We start from the raw sequence: 16,387 nt of genomic DNA on the forward strand, positions 1-16,387 counted from the left end.
TCGGCGATGCCCCCGATCCCGCCCACCCCGGCACAATCGAAAGTCCTGCGCTGGTTACAGAACCAGACCGTGACCGCGCGAGAGATGCGGATGCGAGAAACCGAACGCGAACGATTCGGTGAACCACCCGCACGGCTTGTGTACCAGAAAATGCACCGCAACGCCGTCCTACGTCACGAACTCCAGAACGCCGCCCTCGCCGGCGGTGTCCCCCAAACCTGGCTCGATCACGTGCGCGAACGCGCCGGCAAAGGAATACGATGGCGTCCGGACCTGTATCTGCGCATCCCCGAACCATCCGTCGACCGCGACCACCTGCTCGCCGTCCTTGCCACCGACGTGCACCGGCTCCGCCAGCACATCGCCACCGCAGTCGGCTACGGCCACATCGGCGCCGTCCGCGAAGCCGGCACCGCCACCGCTTTCGACCGCAACCTGCGCGCCCTGTGGACCCGCACCGCCGCGGTCACCGCACTGCTCACCACCGACACCACAGAAATCGGCCGCGTCTGGGGCCGCGCACACGACTGGAAAACCGTCGTCGGCTCCACCCTCGCCACCAGCGGCCCCGACGTCCTCGCCCAACGCTGGCGCAGCCTCGCCCGCGAAGACACCAGCAGCTACAAACGGCAAGCCGAAGTCCTCGCCGCCGCGGGAATCACCACCGACAACCACCCGATTCCGGCCCCCGCGACCCTGATACCCCAACTCCGCACCCTCCACCACTATCAACAACTCTTGTCCCCGAACCAGGGCCAGCACCCCGGTTGCGCGATGGACGCCGCAGTCGACGCCATGGACCCGCACGGCGTGGACGAGTCCCACGACACCCCGGCCACCGCCCGGCCCCACCACCCCGGCGCCTGGGTCACCGACACGGAACCTGCCCCCGGCCCTACGGGCTCACCCGCCCTCGATGCCGGACATGCACCGTAATCCCACATGACCCCGGCACATGAACCTCCTGCCCCGCTGCGTGTTACGCCTCGCATCGCCACCGGGGACGGCCCACCGCAGCAGTCCCGGCACATGCTGAATGCAACGTGAATGCTGAGTCCTTACGGGAAACGGCCCCGCACTAACCGGCGACCGTGCGCTCGTCGGTGTCTCAAAAAACTCGGCAACACCGTCGGCGCGTCCTGTCAGGATGGTTGCGCAAGGTCACCTGATCGCACCTTTGCACCGACCGGTCGAACAAGACAGACCCTTCTCAGGTGTCGCAGGGCGTCGCTATGCTCGCGCGACATGGAGCCCGCCACCGCAGCCATCGCTGATCTTGTTGCCGCGATCACGCCGATCGACGAGGTCGAACAGCAACACATCGAGCAGACACTGGCTTGGCTCGCTCAAACCGATGACATCTTCCGGCGGGTTCCACCGGCGAATCCGCCGCAGCATTTGGTCGCGTACGTGGTCTTGGTCGACCCCAGGAAGCGCGGCATCTACCTCGGTAGACACCGCAAGTCCGGTCTCGAACTCCCGATGGGCGGGCACCTGGCGCCCGGCGAACATCCGCGGATTGCCGCGCGTCGGGAAGCGCGCGAGGAACTCGGGTTCGACCCGAGATTCGATGTTGTCGGGGATCAGCCCCTCTTCCTGACCATGACGCCTACAGTTGGATTAACCGCTGGCCATGTTGATGTTTCGTTTTGGCATGTCGCTCGGGGTGACCGGTCCCGTAGCTACGGCCTCGATCCCGCTGAGTTCGACGGGGGCAGTGGTGGGACCTCGACCCCGACGGCCTGCCGGGCACCGACCCCCACCTTCCTCGGTTCATCCGCAAGCTTTGACAGCGTCCTCCAACCCGCTCCCGCTCGATGAACACGCTGGTCTGTCATTCGCGGCAATTCGGCGTCGGGCAAGTCGACCGTCCCCGTGGCCTCCAACGTCGCTTCAAGCACGGCCACCGCGCGGTCGTCCGTCAGGAGGTGGTGCGGCGGCAGATTGCCCGCGAGGGCGACGAGCCCTGCCGCGTTCGCGATCCGCCGCTGGCTGATCACTGCGGGGGCAGTTTCGCCTCGGTGAGGTCGGCGCCGATCAGTAGGGCGCGTCGCAGGTCGGTGTGGGTGAGGTCGGCGGCGGCGAGGTTCGCTTCGGGACAGATTGGCCCCGTGCAGGTGGGAGCTGCGTAGGCTCGAGGAACATCGCGGGAGGTTGCGAGTCCAGCCCCTGATCCCGGCGCTATGGCAGATCCCGCCCCGCCGACGCCGTCGGCCCGCGGTTGGTTTGGAGCCCGGACAGTGGAGGCCGCTCTACCCGTTCGGACCCGTAACCATATACGGCTGGATCGACGACATCGACGATCCTGGCCCGCCGATAGCGGGGCCTTGCGGCCAGAGTTGTTGTAGTTCGGTGGGTGTGAGTGGAGCGCGGTAGGCGGCGTGCAGCACTGTGTCGATGGCTGTGGGTTCGGCGTGGTCGGCGAGGTTGGTGAACCAGTCGATTCCGGCGGCGTAGGCCCACATGTAGGTACGTAGCAGGGGGTTGGTGCTGCGGTCGGTGAGCAGGTTCGCGATCTGGTCGTTGGTCCACCACGGCACCCGGGTGCGTGCGTGGCCGGCGCATTCTGAGATCGGGGTTCCGGAGTTGATGGCCAGGTGGAGTTCGGCGCGGACGAGTTGGGTGTAGTGGTCCAGCCGCACTCTGGCGATCAGGGCGGGGTCGTCGGGGGTGATGAACAGGGGCATGGCCTGCGCGAGTCCTTCGAGGAGGACTTGCTGGGGGCCGTGGACCGATAGCAGCCGTACCCAGGGCACGTCGTCGGTGGCGCAGCGGGCGGCGATACTGGCGCTTTGCAGGCCGTGGCCGAGTACTTCGTGGAGGGCGAATTGCCGGGCCTGGACTTTGGTGTAGGAGGCGTGGCGAGTGTTGAGGCGAAGCCGGACTCGCGGTCCGGCGCCGTCGAGCCAGTAAGACCAGTAGGCATCGACATCGGCGGTTTCGATGCTGAGTTCATAGTCCGCGTCGGTTCCGGTCAGGCGCCGGACGGAGGGTTCGAGGTCGGTTGCGGCTGCTCGGATGGCGTCGGGAGCCGATCGGGGGTCGAGGGGGCCTTCCGCGGCGGCGAGGTCGGTGACGGTGTTCACGCCCCATGCGATGCCGCGGTCTTCGACGGCGCGGCGAGCGGTTTCGCCGATGTCGGTGACGTAGTCGGGTGGCCAGCCGGCCGCGGGGCAGCCTTGGGTGGCGTGGATGTATTCGCGCAGCGGCAGGTGTTCGCCCAGCAGCGCCCGAAGGTAGGTGAGGTCGGCTGTGACCCGTTGAGTCAGCGCTGGTTCGGTGCTATTGCTTAGGAGGTCGGTGAGCCGGAGATAGGTGGTGAGGCGGTCGGTGGGTGCGAGTGGTTCCTGGGTGGTGGGGTGGAAGTCGAAGTCGATGACCGGGGCGGCGCCGCGGTTGGTTTCGTGCTGGTTCCAGGCGCGAAGCGCGTGCTCGATGGCGTCACGGGTGCTCACTCGGCGATCTCCCAGCGCAGTGTGATCGATTGGTTGGGACGAAGGTACTCGCGGGTGAGAGTGATGACGGCGTCACCCTGTACGCAGTCCCAGACCAGGTCTTCGATGGCGGTGTTCTCGGCACCGTTGGGATGTTCCTCGGTCGCTGTACAGGTGGTCGGCTCGCCGACAGTGGCGTGCCTCAGGTTGATGGTGAGGCACCGAGTGTAGCGGTACACCGAATGCCGCCAGTAGAGTGCGTCGGTGAATTCTCCTCCGTCGCAGGTGTAGCCGACTACTGCGGATTCGCCCGGTTGTAGTGCGGGGGAGAGCTGACAGGAGAACTTGGCCAGGTTCGGGGTGTCGTGAGTGCGGTGGATCGCGACCCGGCGCGGGCCCTCGCGAATCGGTTTGATCTCGAGGGCACCCGAGGTGTGTTCGAACCAGAGTTCACGGAACATTCGGGTCAACGGCTGATCGGTCAGGTTGACGGTGTCATAGCGATAGGTCACCCGCGCAGCACCGTCGGCGCTGATACCGATATCGATCCGCAGGTCGAGGTCGACGATGTGACCGACGAGCTCGGAGAGCCGGCCGACTTCCGCATCGGTGAGGTGTCGATCGTGTTGAAGGGGCAGCAGGAGCTGCGGAAGCCGCTCTGTCTCGGCCTCGATGCCCCACGGGTTACCGGCAACCTCTCGGCGGTTCACCTCGGCGATCGACTGTGTCGGCCCCCAAGGTGTTGCCCCGGAGGTTGGGGGCTGTGCGGGGGCCGGGGGTTCGTCGTGCCGCGTTTCTGTGGTGTCGGGCTCGAATAGTTCGGTGGCTGTGTGGCCGGGCAGCATCTTTTCCAGGACCCGGCAATGGTGGGGGTAGGGGAGTCCTTTGACTTCGCCGGATAGCCAGCGGTGGAATTGTGAGCGTTTCGGGGCGGAGCCGACGAGGTCGGGGTCGATAGTGGCGGCGATCTTGTCGTATTCGCGGCAGAACATGCTGTGTGTGTGCAGGTGCTGTGCTCGGAGCACGGCTTTGAGACGAGTACCCAATGCTGCCACCCCTGTTACCCCTTCAGGTTTTCGGTTCACTGCGTCTGCTGGCTGTCTCATCGTAGAGGGGACGGCAGGGGATAGCAGTGGCACAAGAAGTTTCAGATGGGCACTTTGTGGGTGTCGAGATGCGACACCGTATCCCGGCAGAGTCAGGAACAGCCAGCGACCACGACCGATAGCGGCATTGCCGGAGGGACGAGTGCAAACGCCGGATGTAGCTCGGGTCCGGCAGACCCTTCGTGATGCGGATGCGGCTCGTCAAGCGGCCATCCAACTGGTTGCCGGGCAGTGAATCCAGTCGTTTCGAACATGTGGAGGAAGCCATGGGATTTCGGTTGTCGTTGCAGATCCTCGTCGATCTGTTTCCGAATCTCACGCCTCGAACAGGGGCACCCGTGGGTGATGTATGCAGGCAGCCCTGATGATTCCGTGTTCCGGCCTTCTTCAAGTCTCGCCGTACCTCACCTGGGCCGAACCGGGCGCTGAGGTTCCGCTGGTGTATTTGACCGACAGATTCGGCCCGACGTATCCGTTGTCCGGTTACCGGGGGCGGTGGTGAGCATCGTGCAGGTTGACTGGGGACAACAGCGGGTACTGGTGATCGCCCCGCATCCTGATGACGAAGTGATCGGCTGCGGTGGGTTGGTCAGCCGAGTCAAACGGGAGGGCGGGCAGGTGCACGTGCTTTACGTGGCCGTCGACGACCTGGTCGAATACTCACCTGCGGGCGGCTCGACCGCCGAGCAGCGGATGGCCGAGATCGAGCACGTGGCCCAGTTTCTTTCCATGGACAGCTGGCATGCGGGCAGCATCGGTGAACGGCACACCCTGCGTCTGGATGCGCTGCCTCGCTGCGAGCTCGTCGATGTGCTGGAGGGCCGCCCCGAACACGGGGTGGCGTTGCCGGTGCTGCGGCCGACAGTGGTGGTTGCGCCCGAGGTCACAAGCTACAACCAGGACCATCGAGCGGTCGGACAGGCCGTGTTGACCGCGCTACGCCCCGGCCCGGATCGGTGGCGGCATCAGCCCCGGCTGGTCCTGACCTACGAGCAGGTCGCCGACTTTTGGAGCGGAGCATCGACGGCGCCGCATCCTCGGAACTTCTTCGTCGAATTGTCTGCCTCCGACGTGGATCGCAAGATCGCTGCGCTGCGGCTGCACGAAAGCCAATGGCGGGATCACCCGCACACCCGGTCGGAGGAAGCGTTGAGGGGCCTGGCGGCGGTCCGTGGCGCACATAGCGGGACGCGCTACGCCGAGGCGTTCCATTGCTTGCGGTGGCGGGTATGAAGGCCCCGACCGCCTCGATGCGGGTCGCGGTGATCGGCTGCGGATTCATCGGTCTGCCCGCCGCTGTGCTGGCTGTCAGCGCTGGTCACACGGTGGTCGCGTTCGACACCGACCCCGACCGCATCGACCAGCTCCACCACGGCTATTCCTACCTGCCTGATGTATCTGACCACGATCTGGATCAGGCCTTGGCGACCGGGCGCCTGATCCCGACCGGCAACACGGACGCGCTCGCCGGATTCGATGTCGCGCTGATCGCGGTGCCTACACCAACGACAGATGATCACCCGGACCTCAGCTATATCGAGGCCGCCAGCAAGACCATTGCGGCCCACTTGTGCCTGGGCGCGACCGTCATTCTGGAATCGACTACCTATCCGGGCACCACCGAGCGCGTCGTGGTGCCGATCCTGGAGACCAGCGGTCTGCAGGCCGGACGGGAGTTCCGGGTCGGGTACGCCCCCGAGAGGATCAATCCCGGAACGCCGATCACAGAGCTGCGATCGGTGCCCAAGATCGTTGCCGGAATTGACGACGAATCCCGGGCCGCGGTCGCCGGGTTCTGGTCAGGTCTTGTGGACGAGGTCGTGCCCGCTCCCGACATCGGCACCGCTGAATTGGCCAAGCTCGTCGAAAATACCTTCCGTCTTATCAACATTTCGCTGGTCAACGAGCTCACCCGCAACGCGCACGCCTTGGGTATCGACGCCTGGCAGGCGCTCGCGCTGGCGGCGACGAAACCATTCGGTTACATGCCGTTTCACCCCAGCGCCGGGGCGGGTGGGCATTGTCTGCCCTCCGATACCCGTTACCTGGCATGGCGGATCCGCGAAACCGCCGGCGGGGCAGCCCCGCTGATCGAGACCGCCGCCCGGATCAACGACGACATGCCCTCGTATGTCGCGAGCCGGATAGTAGCCGGGATCCGGTGGCGGCAGCCCTGTCTCGCAAGTGCACGAGCTGTCGTGGTGGGTGTCACCTACAAGGCCGATATCCCGGACCTTCGCGAATCGGCTGCCCTGAAGGTCGTTGAAGCCCTGCGTGGGCTCGGCGTGAACGTGGTCGTCGTCGATCCCCTCGTTCACGCAGACCCAGATCTCGCCGTGTCCTCGGAACTGACCGTCGAGCATGTTGCGGAGGCGGCGGTGGTCGCGCTACTGGTAGCCCACCGTGACCTCGACTACGCGCTGATCGCCGGCAGCCGGTACGTGTTCGACGCCTGCGGTGTGCTCCCGGCGGCACCCAACGTCGAACGGCTTTGAGCATCCACACCCATCACTCGATTCGAAAGGACATGCTGTGACCACAGCCAATCATGTAGTCGTCACCGGCGGCGCAGGCTTTATCGGCTCGCACCTGTGCCGGTCGCTTGTCGGGCGCGGCGATCGCGTCACCGCGATCGACAACCTCAGTACCGGACATCGGGAGAACCTGACCGATCTCCTGGCGCACCCGCAGTTCCGTCTTATCGTCGGAGATGTGACCTCTGTGTCGGTCTTCGCTGGACTTGCCGAGGTCACTCACGTGGTCCACCTCGCCTGTCCCGCCTCACCGAAAGCCAACTCCGCGATGCCGCTGGAGACGATCCGTGCCGCATCCCTGGGCACCCTGAACACGCTGGAACTCGCCCAACGCAACAGCGCCCGCGCGGTGATCGCCTCCTCGTCGGAGATCTACGGCGATCCCCAGGTCCATCCGCAGCCCGAGGACTACCGCGGCAACACCAATCCGGTGGGACCCTACAGTGCCTATACCGAGGGCAAACGCCTCACCGAAGCCGCAGCAGCGGCGCATCACCGGTTGGGAACCAACGTCGGGGTCGTCCGCCCCTTCAACGTCTACGGGCCGAACATGTGGCCCGAGGACGGGAGGGTGGTGTCCTCGTTCTGCGCGGACGCCCTTGCCGGCAAGACCTTGCAGATCCACAACGGTGGAACCCAAACCCGGTCTTTGGTGTACATCACCGATTTCGTGGACGGGATGGTCGCGATGCTTGACAGCGATGAATTCGGACCGATCAACCTCGGTTCCGACGGCGAAATCACCGTCGCTGACCTGGCGCGGCTCGTCATCGACGTGGCCGGAGCCGGAGCACTCGAACTCGCACCAGGCCGCGACGAGGTGGTCACCGTCCGCCGACCCGACACCAGCCGAGCCCGCAAACTCCTCGACTGGGCCGCAACGACACCTCTGCGCGCCGGCGTCACCGACACCCTCGCGTGGATGCGACAGGTGACACAGTCATGACCATCCGATTCGTTCTACCAGCCAGCTGGTCCGCCTCACCGGCGCCGACCTATCGAACCTGTCGTGTGAGGCCACCACGGTGGACCAGGCCCTGAAGTGGCTGATCGAACAGCATCCCAGGTTCGCCGAACGGATCTACACAGAACACAATCTGGCTCCGTGGACGATCGTGTGCCTCAACCACCACCACGTCCTCGACCCGTCCACTCCCGTACCGACAGGAGACCACGAACTGCAGATTATCCCCGCCCTGATGGGAGGCTGAGCATGCATGAGGTGATCACGATCCCCGCCGCCACGGCCACCGTTGGGTCCCCGGAACACCACCTGGACGTCGTCGCGGCCTCCCAGCACTATCCGCGGGCGTGGTTTGAAGACGAAACCCCGCAACACACGGCCAGCATCGACGCATTCTCCATCGACCCCGTGCCGGTGACCAACGCCGCCTATGCCGAATTCACCGACGCGACCGGGCACATTACTGCCGCCGAGCGACGCGGATACGGCCTGGCCTACGGGCGCGAGTACTGGGCAACCGTGCCCGGTGTCAACTGGCGCCACCCGTACCCCGACCTGGACGCAATCCGCGATCGCCCGGAGCACCCCGTGGTGCACGTCGACCACGCCGACGCCACCGCCTACGCCATGTGGGCCGGCAAACGCCTGCCGACCGAGGCCGAATGGGAATACGCGGCCCACGGCCCCCAATGGGTCCCATGGCCGTGGGGCAACGAGTGGGACCGCCACCGCGCCAACACCGCTGAATACTGGGCGGGATATCCGATTCACGACCTCGGCACCTGGAAAACCTGGTGGTGCGACCACTACACCCACCACAACATCACCCCCGCCACCACCGTCGTCGGCACCCTCACCGACGGCACCTCACCATTCGGCGTCCTCGACATGGCTGGAAACGTCACCGAGTGGACCGCCTCGCCGTACCTGCTCTACGCCCCCGATCGCCGCTACGACCCCGGATACCAGGCCGTCGCCGACCACGGGCACATCGCGGTGCGCGGCGGCAGTTGGAAATCGTTTCGATGGCAGGCCCGCACCAGTGAACGCGTCGCCTGCGACCCCAGCTACTCCGCCCCCGACCTGGGGTTTCGCTGCGCCCGCGATCTACCCCAATCCGCCACATCCCACCACCCCACCACCAGATAAGGTCTGCTGCCATGCGTGCACTCATCACCGGCGGCGCCGGGTTCATCGGGTCCCATCTGCTCGACCGGCTGCTCGCCGACGGTCACACCGTCACCGTCATCGACGACCTGTCCAGCGGTGACCGCGACCGCATCCCCGACTCCGTCGCGTTCCACCAAGCCGACATCGCCGACGCCGCAGCTGTCACCAGCATCATCGAGAAATCCCGGCCTGAACTGATCTTTCACCTCGCCGCGCAAATCAGTGTGCGTCACTCGGTCACCGATCCCCAGCGCGATGCCCAGGTCAACGTGATCGGCACCCTCAATATCGTCGCTGCCGCCACTACCGTCGGCGCACGAGTGATCATGGCATCAACCGGCGGTGCAATGTACGGTGACGGCGTTCCGATGCCGACACCGGAAACAATGCTGCCGCAAACCCAAGCGCCCTACGGGATCTCGAAATACTGTGCCGAGCAATACCTGGCCCTGCACAACCGGCTCCACGGCGCCCGCCACATCGCACTGCGGCTGGGCAACGTGTTCGGCCCGCGCCAAGATCCTCATGGGGAGGCCGGAGTGGTCGCGATATTCTGCGGCCACATCGCTGCGAACCGCACACCCACGATCTTCGGCGATGGCAAACAGACCCGCGATTACGTCTACATCAGCGACATCATCGACGCTTTTCTCGCCGCTTCTACCTACACCGGATCGGTGGCAGTGTTCAATATCGGAACCGGTTTCGGCACTTCAGTCCTCGAACTGCTCGACGCAGTCAACAGTGCGGCCGGCACCTCTATCGCTCCCCGATTCGACCCACCGCGAGACGGTGAATGGCGGCACGGCGCCCTCGACTCGGCATTGGCTACCAGCGAACTCGACTGGCGCGCAACAACCACCGTTACCGACGGCATCCGGACCACCTATACGGCCCTGACCTCCTAGGTGCAGCTGCTGCATCTCGTCGACACGGGCGGTGGTCTGTGCGAATCGGAGCCCCACACCCACGCATATGTCGCGAAGCGCCCACCGCAGCAGGCGCATTGCCCGGCCATCCCGGTGTCCATGGAAGCCTGGCGGCTGGTATGTCCGCTGTGCACGTCGACCGGGTGGCCGACTCCCGAGGTTTCCTGCCGACAAGAGTCGGCAGGAAAGGGATCTGCAGTTTTTGTCGGACGTGGAAAACGTGGCCGGTGCTCGTGGAGACGGAACCACTGATGCTGGACACCGCAAGCATCGTCCGCGTTCGCGGCAACCGCTCGAGTCGGTGGCTGGCGGATGCCGTGTGACACAGCGCAGGTCTGGAGCTCGCTCGTCGGTGCTTATCTGGGGAGGTCTTGTCGCGATGGCTGAATGCCGCTGCTGGTCGGTTGTGGCGTCGGGTCTGGGTACGGTGAGGTCATGACCTCGCGGGCAGGGGGTCGCTGGGCAGAGAGACTGGCGCGTGAGCATCTGGCACTTCTGCCTCGTCGCGTTGCGCATCTGGAGGGTGTTGCGCGGCGGGCCGGTGAGGCGGCTTCGGTGGTGGCCGACCCGGAGCTGTTGATTGCTGCGGCGTGGCTTCATGACATCGGCTACGGACCGGCCTTGGTGGAGACGGGGTTTCATCCGCTGGACGGTGCCCACTACCTGCGGCGGATCGGTGCCGCTGAACGGTTGTGCGGTCTGGTGGCGAATCACTCGTCTGCGCGTATCGAAGCTCGGCGTCGTGGGATACCGATCGAATGGGCTGATGAGGAATCCGCAGAGCGCGATGCCCTGTGGTGGGCGGATACGACGACCACACCGACAGGGCACGTCACGACGGTGAGTGCTCGGCTCGCCGAGGTTGAGGCTCGATACGGTGCGGACCATATCGTCACGCTCTCGGTTGCCGAGGCGGCGCCGTCGCTGCTTGCGGCGGCTGAACGTACTGAGCAGCGGATCCGGAGAGTTCGGGGTCAGGTGAAGTAGGGCTGGTTGCCCGGCTCGAGACCGTGCTCGATCCGTAGCCGGATCGAGGGGTGGATGTTCAGCTCATGCAGTCTTTGGGGTGCGACCCAGGCGACTTCCTTGGATTCACTGCTTGTACGCAACTGGCCGGCGACGGGTGCCGCGCGGAAGCAGATCGAGAATTCCTGGCGTACCTCGCCGTCGTCGAAGGCGATGACATGCTCAGGGTTGGAGAAGATCCCGACCAGGCTCTTGACCTCGACGGTGATGCCGGTTTCCTCGATGACTTCGCGCTCGACGGCCTGGGTCACGGTTTCGCCGGCTTCGAGGCCGCCCCCGGGAATGGCATGGAGGTCGTTGTCGGTGCGCCGGATCATCAGGATCCGGCCCTGCCGGTCTTGAACGAGGGCACTGACGGCGACTTTGACGGAGTTGGCGGCCGGTGCCGCTGGGTCGTGGAAGTAGTCGATCCGGCTCATCGGGGCTCCTCGAATTCGGCGGGCTCGCTGTCGTTCCATACCTGTTCGAAGCTGGTCATGTACGTGGCGAACAGGTCGCCAGCAGGGAGTCGGCGAAGGTGCATCGCAGGGGCGTAGGCGCCGGGTTGTCCGTACACGTGCATGTTCACGATCATGTCGTCGTCGAATCGGAAGATGGAGTTGTACAGCGTTGTTCGGTGAAACCGGATATCGACGGTGTCTTCCTGAGCAAGGGGCCGAACCAGAGCCATCGCGTTGCGGATTCGAGTAGGCACAGTCGATGGCGCGAGGCGTTCCTCGGTGCTGCGCTTGGCGGCTTCGGGTTCGCAGGGATCGCCGAACAGCATTCGCACCTGCAGGCCCTCTCGTGTTCGTTGCCGAACTGTGCGGGGGAATAGTGGGTCCTCGGCCAGGAACAAGCCAGCCAGAACCAGTATGTCGAGCCGTTCTGAGGTGGCATCCAGCAGCCTGGTCCATAGGCTGTTCGGGATCGAGTTCCGGTGTGGATAAACCTCGATGACCTCGGGTTTGCTCACCTCACCACGCTCTTCGATCGTCGTTCCGGTGGTCTCTTCAGCCGCTGCGTCGTCCGAGGGGTCCGGGATGACACCTTCGTACCCGTCGGTGGTGTCGGGTGTGAAGAGTTCGGTGGCTGTGTGGCCGGGCAGCATCTTTTCCAGGACGCGGCAGTGGTGGGGGTAGGGGAGTCCTTTGACTTCGCCGGATAGCCAGCGGTGGAATTGTGAGCGTTTCGGGGCGGATCCGATGAGGTCGGGGTCGATCGTGGCGGCGATTCTGTCGTACTCGCGGCGGAATGCGCTGTGTGTGTGCAGGTGCTGTGCTCGGAGCACGGCTTTGAGGCGAGTACCCAATGCTGTCACCCCTTTTCCCCTTCAGGCTTTTGGTTCCCCTGCGTCTGTTGGCTGTGCTCATCGTAGAGGGCTGCAGAGGGGACAGCAGTGGCACAAGAAGTTTGAGATGGGCACTCGGTGGGTGTGGAGATGCGACACCGTATTCCGCCAAGGTCAATACCAGCCGGAATACGGCACAAATTACAGCCTGGGGATATGGAATGCCCTACTGACTAGTTCCAGCGGATCACGACCGATTCGGAAATATCGAAGGAGCGAGATGAGTTTTCCTTCTATGCTCGTTCTCGGAGCAGCGGCGACGTTGTTCCTACTCAGTGGGGTGATGCGTTGTGGAATACGAAGAGTGTCCCCTGCGCGCGCTGTCTCTGCGGGCTCGTCGAGTCAGCAGCGGGCGGGCCGATCTTCGGCTCTGACCGTCGAGGAAGCGCACGTCGTGATGCAGCGGCACCGGCACTGTGGAGCAGACACGTGCTCGCGGAAGCGGACGGCCTTCTGTGTATTGATCGAGGCGGGACATATCGTGCCCGATATTCGCGCCGAACGGTATCTTTCCGCAACTGCTGGACGATGATCCACACGCGATCGGCGTGGCTGGATTCGCATGGCCCGTAGCATCGGGCGGGTGTTCACTGACTGCGGGACCCCCGGGACGGACCGTGGCGCTGTATGGGCCCGGGGAGGGCTCCCGGAGGGCGGATAACATCGGCGGGTTCGGAGAGGCAGCAGCCGGTGGAGAGGCAGGCGGAAGTATGGGTAGCGGTGAGCAGTTCGGTCTGGACCTCGGTGTGCCGGTTGAGCGGACCGAGTGGGGCAAGTGGGTCGATCCTGAACGTCACAGGGCACAGGCTCAGAAGTTCATGGACCGCGCCGCGATCACCGGTATTCCGTCGCAGTCCTGGCGGGAAGACTCCGCGGAAGTGCAGCGGCTGAACCCGATCGTCGCGGAGATGTTTCCCGATATGGCCACCGCGATGGCGCCCGGAAGCGCGGAACTGACGGATACGTTTGTCTGCTTCCTCGGTGAATGCTTTGCGAAGTTCGCGGGGGCTCGCTGGGTGGAGTGGGAGTGGTCGGGTCCGGAGTTCACCTTCTATGAGCATGTGAATCCGGCGTTGCTGTGCGATACCGAGGACGAAGACGAGATCACCGCGTGGGCGTTGGTCGATGACATGGTCAACTACCACCGCGACGAGTACGCCGGCATGTTCTCTTACATCGCTGCCCTGCTACGTGATTACGCCGCTGATCACGACGAGAAACGCCGCGAGGAATCCGCATCCACCAGGTGAGTCGTCGACTCCTGCCTATATGGACCGAAGCACGTCGTGCGCTCGGGGGGATCAGTCATGCCGGATGGGTACGACAAAGACCGGGATAGATTCGAAAACAATAGGCGCGGCCGGATATTCGAGCATGGTTCCGACCGGTTCTTCCGCGACCGTGAAATGGGATTCGTACGGCGGTCGGAAAAATTCCGCGCCGCCGGTAAGAGTATCCAGTTCGACAAGGTCAGACGAGACGACCGGGGTAAGACGTTCACGGTGGAGGAAAAGTCCGGTCGGATCGAAGGACCGAAGGACGAGAAACAACTCCGGGTGCTGCGCGCCCTGCTCGATCGCGGTGAGATCGACCAACATCTACTACGGTCGGTCGAAGGAGAGACGGTCTCCGGTGTCTGCCGTGAGCTGATCAACGATCTCGTTCGCGACTTTCCGGACAGGTTCTCCCACCAGGTTATTTCCAGGAACGACGCCCGTCAGATCTGGGCGTTGGGGTTGCAGCGAGAGCCGGGGCAGCAACTCGAGCTGCCCGGCGTAGGCGAGCACGCACGTCAGCAGAAAGACCGCCAGCACCAGGCGCGGCAGCAAGAGCGAACGCGTGAGGACCGCGCCAGAACCGAACGCGAGCTAGGCCCGCAACGGGAGCCAGGCCCTTACCTAGCCTCGATCTTTCGTGATCTGTGCTGATCGGTCCGGTTGGTGTTGGGGGTGGTTGTTTTGCTGTTCGGGCAGCGGTAGCTGCCCGAACAGCGGGTGGGCTGCCGGGTTCCACAAGCCCGGATGGTGCGCCTTTCCTGATTCGTCGGGGCCAGTTGGTGCTGGTCAGGGGGCCGCGAGGCGGGTGAAAGCGGTGAGAGCGAGACCGGTCCACGGGTTGTGAGCCGGCAGGCGTAGGTGGACCCGGCGGGCGTGGCGAGTCAGCCGTGCCGGGATCGAGAACAGTCGTAGCCGTAGTGTTTTCGGTTCCCATCGGCGTGCGGTGTGGCCGTGCAGGGCCAGTGTTTGTGTCCAGGCGGTCAGGTTCATGGCGAGTGCGATGATCGCTGTCCAGATGCGGTTGGCGTTGTAGCCGTGGAGCGGGAGGTTGCGCAGGCCGGTGTCCTTCGCGGCGCGGATACGGTCCTCGCAGCGGGCGCGGCGGCGGTGCCGCAACTCCAACTCCGGCAGCGAACCTGCCGTGCTGTTGGTGACGAACGCGGTCAGCCGCATCCCCTCGTGGTCGGTGAACCGCAACTGAGCACCGGGATGCGGTCGTTCCTTGCGCACGACAAGCCGCATCCCGGGCGGCCAACCTGGCAGATCGGCCTGGTCGGTGACCTCGGCGACCCACGCGCCGGGCCGGGTTTCCCCATCGGCATCGCGGGCGGGCAACCAGTCGTCGGCGCCGAGGTCGTCGAGAGCAGTGACGATGTCGTCGGTGAGGACGAACCCGACCGAATACTGCACCCGGCGGCGGTGGCAGTATTCGAGGAACTCGTGGGTGCCGCCGCCGGAATCGGCGCGGACCAGCACTTTGCGCCCGACCCGCCACCGATCGACCTGCGGTATCTGCGCCAGCGCATCAGCCAGGAGTTGTTTGTGATCGTGGGCGGTGTTCGAGCCGGCGTTACCGGGCCGCAGCATCACCGCGGCCGGTTCCCCGGTGCCTGTTCCGCCGTGGTCGATGAACGCCCACAGCGGGTGAAAACCGAAGCCACGCTTGAATGTCGGTGCCGCGTGCTGCTTGTCCGAATGCGCCTCGATCAGGGTGGCATCGAGATCGATCACCATCGGTGCCGAAGCGTCGATCCCGTGATCAGGCGCGTGGGCTCCGGCTGATTTCCACGCCTGGGCTCGGGCTCTCGCCCGGGCAGAAGCAATGGCTGCCAACGCTTTGCGTGAATCACCGGCCAGCACGGTGATCAGCCGTGACACCGTCGGGTCCGAGGCCACCGCACCGAACACACCCGGCTCGGTCCGCAGCAACGCCAGATCCGAGACGCAGTCCCCGCCGAGGGCGAGCATTACCGCCAGATCCGACACGATCTTGCCCGGATCATGCACCGCACCCGATCTACGCCACGGCGACAATCTCTCGGACAACTCCCTGATCAGCCCGGTCTTCTCCACGATCCGTAGCAGCAATCCCGCCCCCGCTTGCGACACGACCGGCGCCCCGCCGTCCTCGATTTTCACCGACGGATACCACGACATAGACTCACTCACCGAAAGGGTGCTCCCACAACCTCGATTTTCGATCCTCAACACATCGAATTATCGCAGGTCAGAGCGCCCCTTTCGCCAATTCCGGCACTTCGTGCCGGAATTGCCATGAACAGGGGAGGCTAGTGCTATGACTAGCTCTAAGCCCCGCGTCAGTCGCGAACCTGGTTTTCTGCCAATCAAATTGGCGAAGAATACTGTGCGACAAGCGCGGACTTTGCTATAGCCTGGGTGTGTGACACGGTCCTCAGGTCCACAGGGTGAATTGTCTAACGCCTCTGCTGGAGCTTCGAAGCAGCAGGCAGACTTTCAGGAGCAGGCTGGGGCCGGGCTGTCAGGAGACCCGGATCGTGACGCTAGAGTCTGTTTCATAAGCTGCGGCCGGATAACCACAGGTTGATCGCGGCGACGCGGACGGTTGCCAGGTAGCGGACAGCGAGTTTGTCATACC

The 16,387-nt window shown here is 64.6% G+C and carries 17 protein-coding genes; 11 read left to right on the forward strand and 6 right to left on the reverse strand.

Annotated features, from left to right (window positions below; translation table 11 throughout):
- The first annotated feature begins 6 nt into the window (after positions 1-6).
- Positions 7-936 (forward strand): hypothetical protein, encoded by a 930-nt coding sequence (locus ACFWPH_RS32920; protein WP_378756180.1) that lies wholly within the window; start codon positions 7-9, stop codon positions 934-936.
- 309 nt (positions 937-1,245) lie between these two features.
- Positions 1,246-1,821, forward strand: a complete 576-nt coding sequence (locus ACFWPH_RS32925; RefSeq protein WP_378756181.1) for an NUDIX domain-containing protein — start codon at positions 1,246-1,248, stop codon at positions 1,819-1,821.
- A gap of 175 nt (positions 1,822-1,996) precedes the next feature.
- On the opposite strand, the gene ACFWPH_RS32930 is transcribed toward ACFWPH_RS32925, so the two are convergent.
- Genes ACFWPH_RS32930 through ACFWPH_RS32940 form a run of 3 tightly spaced genes read right to left on the reverse strand, consistent with a single transcriptional unit; the run spans position 1,997 to position 4,426 of the window.
- A complete protein-coding gene (locus ACFWPH_RS32930; protein ID WP_378756198.1) occupies positions 1,997-2,278 on the reverse strand; it encodes a pentapeptide repeat-containing protein in 282 nt (93 codons plus the stop codon).
- Positions 2,253-3,455 (reverse strand): hypothetical protein, encoded by a 1,203-nt coding sequence (locus ACFWPH_RS32935; protein WP_378756182.1) that lies wholly within the window; start codon positions 3,453-3,455, stop codon positions 2,253-2,255. The genes ACFWPH_RS32930 and ACFWPH_RS32935 overlap by 26 nt, the downstream gene beginning before the upstream one ends.
- Positions 3,452-4,426, reverse strand: a complete 975-nt coding sequence (locus ACFWPH_RS32940) for a hypothetical protein (RefSeq protein ID WP_378756183.1) — start codon at positions 4,424-4,426, stop codon at positions 3,452-3,454. Before ACFWPH_RS32940 ends, ACFWPH_RS32935 begins: the two co-directional genes overlap by 4 nt.
- Positions 4,427-5,047: 621 nt before the next feature.
- Between ACFWPH_RS32940 and ACFWPH_RS32945 the strand changes: the two genes are divergently transcribed.
- From ACFWPH_RS32945 to ACFWPH_RS32975, 7 genes are all read left to right on the forward strand, one after another.
- Entirely contained in the window at positions 5,048-5,773 is a 726-nt protein-coding gene (locus tag ACFWPH_RS32945) for a PIG-L deacetylase family protein (RefSeq protein ID WP_378756184.1), read from the forward strand.
- The gene (locus ACFWPH_RS32950; RefSeq protein WP_378756185.1) at positions 5,770-7,035 is read left to right on the forward strand and encodes a nucleotide sugar dehydrogenase; all 1,266 of its coding nucleotides are present in this window, start codon (positions 5,770-5,772) and stop codon (positions 7,033-7,035) included. Before ACFWPH_RS32945 ends, ACFWPH_RS32950 begins: the two co-directional genes overlap by 4 nt.
- Positions 7,036-7,072: 37 nt before the next feature.
- Positions 7,073-8,020: an NAD-dependent epimerase/dehydratase family protein gene (locus ACFWPH_RS32955; RefSeq protein WP_378756186.1), complete on the forward strand. Its 948-nt coding sequence runs from the start codon at positions 7,073-7,075 to the stop codon at positions 8,018-8,020.
- 25 nt (positions 8,021-8,045) lie between these two features.
- Positions 8,046-8,285 carry a MoaD/ThiS family protein gene (locus ACFWPH_RS32960; protein WP_378756199.1) on the forward strand — a complete coding sequence of 80 codons (240 nt, stop codon included), beginning with the start codon at positions 8,046-8,048 and terminating at the stop codon, positions 8,283-8,285.
- 2 nt (positions 8,286-8,287) lie between these two features.
- On the forward strand, positions 8,288-9,187 hold the full coding sequence (locus ACFWPH_RS32965; RefSeq protein WP_378756187.1) for a formylglycine-generating enzyme family protein: 900 nt from the start codon (positions 8,288-8,290) through the stop codon (positions 9,185-9,187).
- An 11-nt stretch (positions 9,188-9,198) separates the two neighbouring features.
- Positions 9,199-10,116 carry an NAD-dependent epimerase/dehydratase family protein gene (locus tag ACFWPH_RS32970; protein ID WP_378756189.1) on the forward strand — a complete coding sequence of 306 codons (918 nt, stop codon included), beginning with the start codon at positions 9,199-9,201 and terminating at the stop codon, positions 10,114-10,116.
- Between the two features lie 456 nt (positions 10,117-10,572).
- Positions 10,573-11,124, forward strand: a complete 552-nt coding sequence (locus ACFWPH_RS32975) for an HD domain-containing protein (RefSeq protein WP_378756190.1) — start codon at positions 10,573-10,575, stop codon at positions 11,122-11,124.
- Here the strand turns inward: ACFWPH_RS32975 and ACFWPH_RS32980 are convergent.
- Together ACFWPH_RS32980 and ACFWPH_RS32985 are read right to left on the reverse strand one after the other, a co-directional pair.
- The gene (locus ACFWPH_RS32980) at positions 11,112-11,582 is read right to left on the reverse strand and encodes an NUDIX hydrolase (protein ID WP_378756191.1); all 471 of its coding nucleotides are present in this window, start codon (positions 11,580-11,582) and stop codon (positions 11,112-11,114) included. The genes ACFWPH_RS32975 and ACFWPH_RS32980 overlap by 13 nt on opposite strands.
- Complete coding sequence (locus tag ACFWPH_RS32985) at positions 11,579-12,253, reverse strand: XRE family transcriptional regulator (RefSeq protein WP_378756193.1); 675 nt, start codon at positions 12,251-12,253, stop codon at positions 11,579-11,581. Before ACFWPH_RS32985 ends, ACFWPH_RS32980 begins: the two co-directional genes overlap by 4 nt.
- A gap of 950 nt (positions 12,254-13,203) precedes the next feature.
- Between ACFWPH_RS32985 and ACFWPH_RS32990 the strand changes: the two genes are divergently transcribed.
- Together ACFWPH_RS32990 and ACFWPH_RS32995 are read left to right on the forward strand one after the other, a co-directional pair.
- On the forward strand, positions 13,204-13,743 hold the full coding sequence (locus ACFWPH_RS32990; protein WP_378756194.1) for a hypothetical protein: 540 nt from the start codon (positions 13,204-13,206) through the stop codon (positions 13,741-13,743).
- 57 nt (positions 13,744-13,800) lie between these two features.
- The gene (locus tag ACFWPH_RS32995) at positions 13,801-14,421 is read left to right on the forward strand and encodes a hypothetical protein (protein WP_378756195.1); all 621 of its coding nucleotides are present in this window, start codon (positions 13,801-13,803) and stop codon (positions 14,419-14,421) included.
- Between the two features lie 135 nt (positions 14,422-14,556).
- Here the strand turns inward: ACFWPH_RS32995 and ACFWPH_RS33000 are convergent, their stop codons facing one another.
- Positions 14,557-15,939, reverse strand: a complete 1,383-nt coding sequence (locus ACFWPH_RS33000) for an IS1380 family transposase (protein WP_378756196.1) — start codon at positions 15,937-15,939, stop codon at positions 14,557-14,559.
- Positions 15,940-16,387 lie beyond the last annotated feature (448 nt).

This window comes from Nocardia sp. NPDC058499 (assembly GCF_042719915.1).
Lineage (GTDB): Bacteria > Actinomycetota > Actinomycetes > Mycobacteriales > Mycobacteriaceae > Nocardia.

What these genes read in the sequence shown, in the direction of transcription:
- ACFWPH_RS32975 (WP_378756190.1), top strand. Translation starts at nt 10,573, where the DNA reads ATGACCTCGCGGGCAGGGGGTCGCTGGGCAGAGAGACTGGCGCGTGAG.
- ACFWPH_RS32925 (WP_378756181.1), top strand. Translation starts at nt 1,246, where the DNA reads ATGGAGCCCGCCACCGCAGCCATCGCTGATCTTGTTGCCGCGATCACG.
- ACFWPH_RS32950 (WP_378756185.1), top strand. Translation starts at nt 5,770, where the DNA reads ATGAAGGCCCCGACCGCCTCGATGCGGGTCGCGGTGATCGGCTGCGGA.
- ACFWPH_RS32980 (WP_378756191.1), bottom strand. Translation starts at nt 11,582, where the DNA reads ATGAGCCGGATCGACTACTTCCACGACCCAGCGGCACCGGCCGCCAAC.
- ACFWPH_RS32985 (WP_378756193.1), bottom strand. Translation starts at nt 12,253, where the DNA reads ATGCTGCCCGGCCACACAGCCACCGAACTCTTCACACCCGACACCACC.
- ACFWPH_RS32920 (WP_378756180.1), top strand. Translation starts at nt 7, where the DNA reads ATGCCCCCGATCCCGCCCACCCCGGCACAATCGAAAGTCCTGCGCTGG.
- ACFWPH_RS32995 (WP_378756195.1), top strand. Translation starts at nt 13,801, where the DNA reads ATGCCGGATGGGTACGACAAAGACCGGGATAGATTCGAAAACAATAGG.
- ACFWPH_RS32970 (WP_378756189.1), top strand. Translation starts at nt 9,199, where the DNA reads ATGCGTGCACTCATCACCGGCGGCGCCGGGTTCATCGGGTCCCATCTG.
- ACFWPH_RS32965 (WP_378756187.1), top strand. Translation starts at nt 8,288, where the DNA reads ATGCATGAGGTGATCACGATCCCCGCCGCCACGGCCACCGTTGGGTCC.
- ACFWPH_RS32990 (WP_378756194.1), top strand. Translation starts at nt 13,204, where the DNA reads ATGGGTAGCGGTGAGCAGTTCGGTCTGGACCTCGGTGTGCCGGTTGAG.
- ACFWPH_RS32940 (WP_378756183.1), bottom strand. Translation starts at nt 4,426, where the DNA reads ATGTTCTGCCGCGAATACGACAAGATCGCCGCCACTATCGACCCCGAC.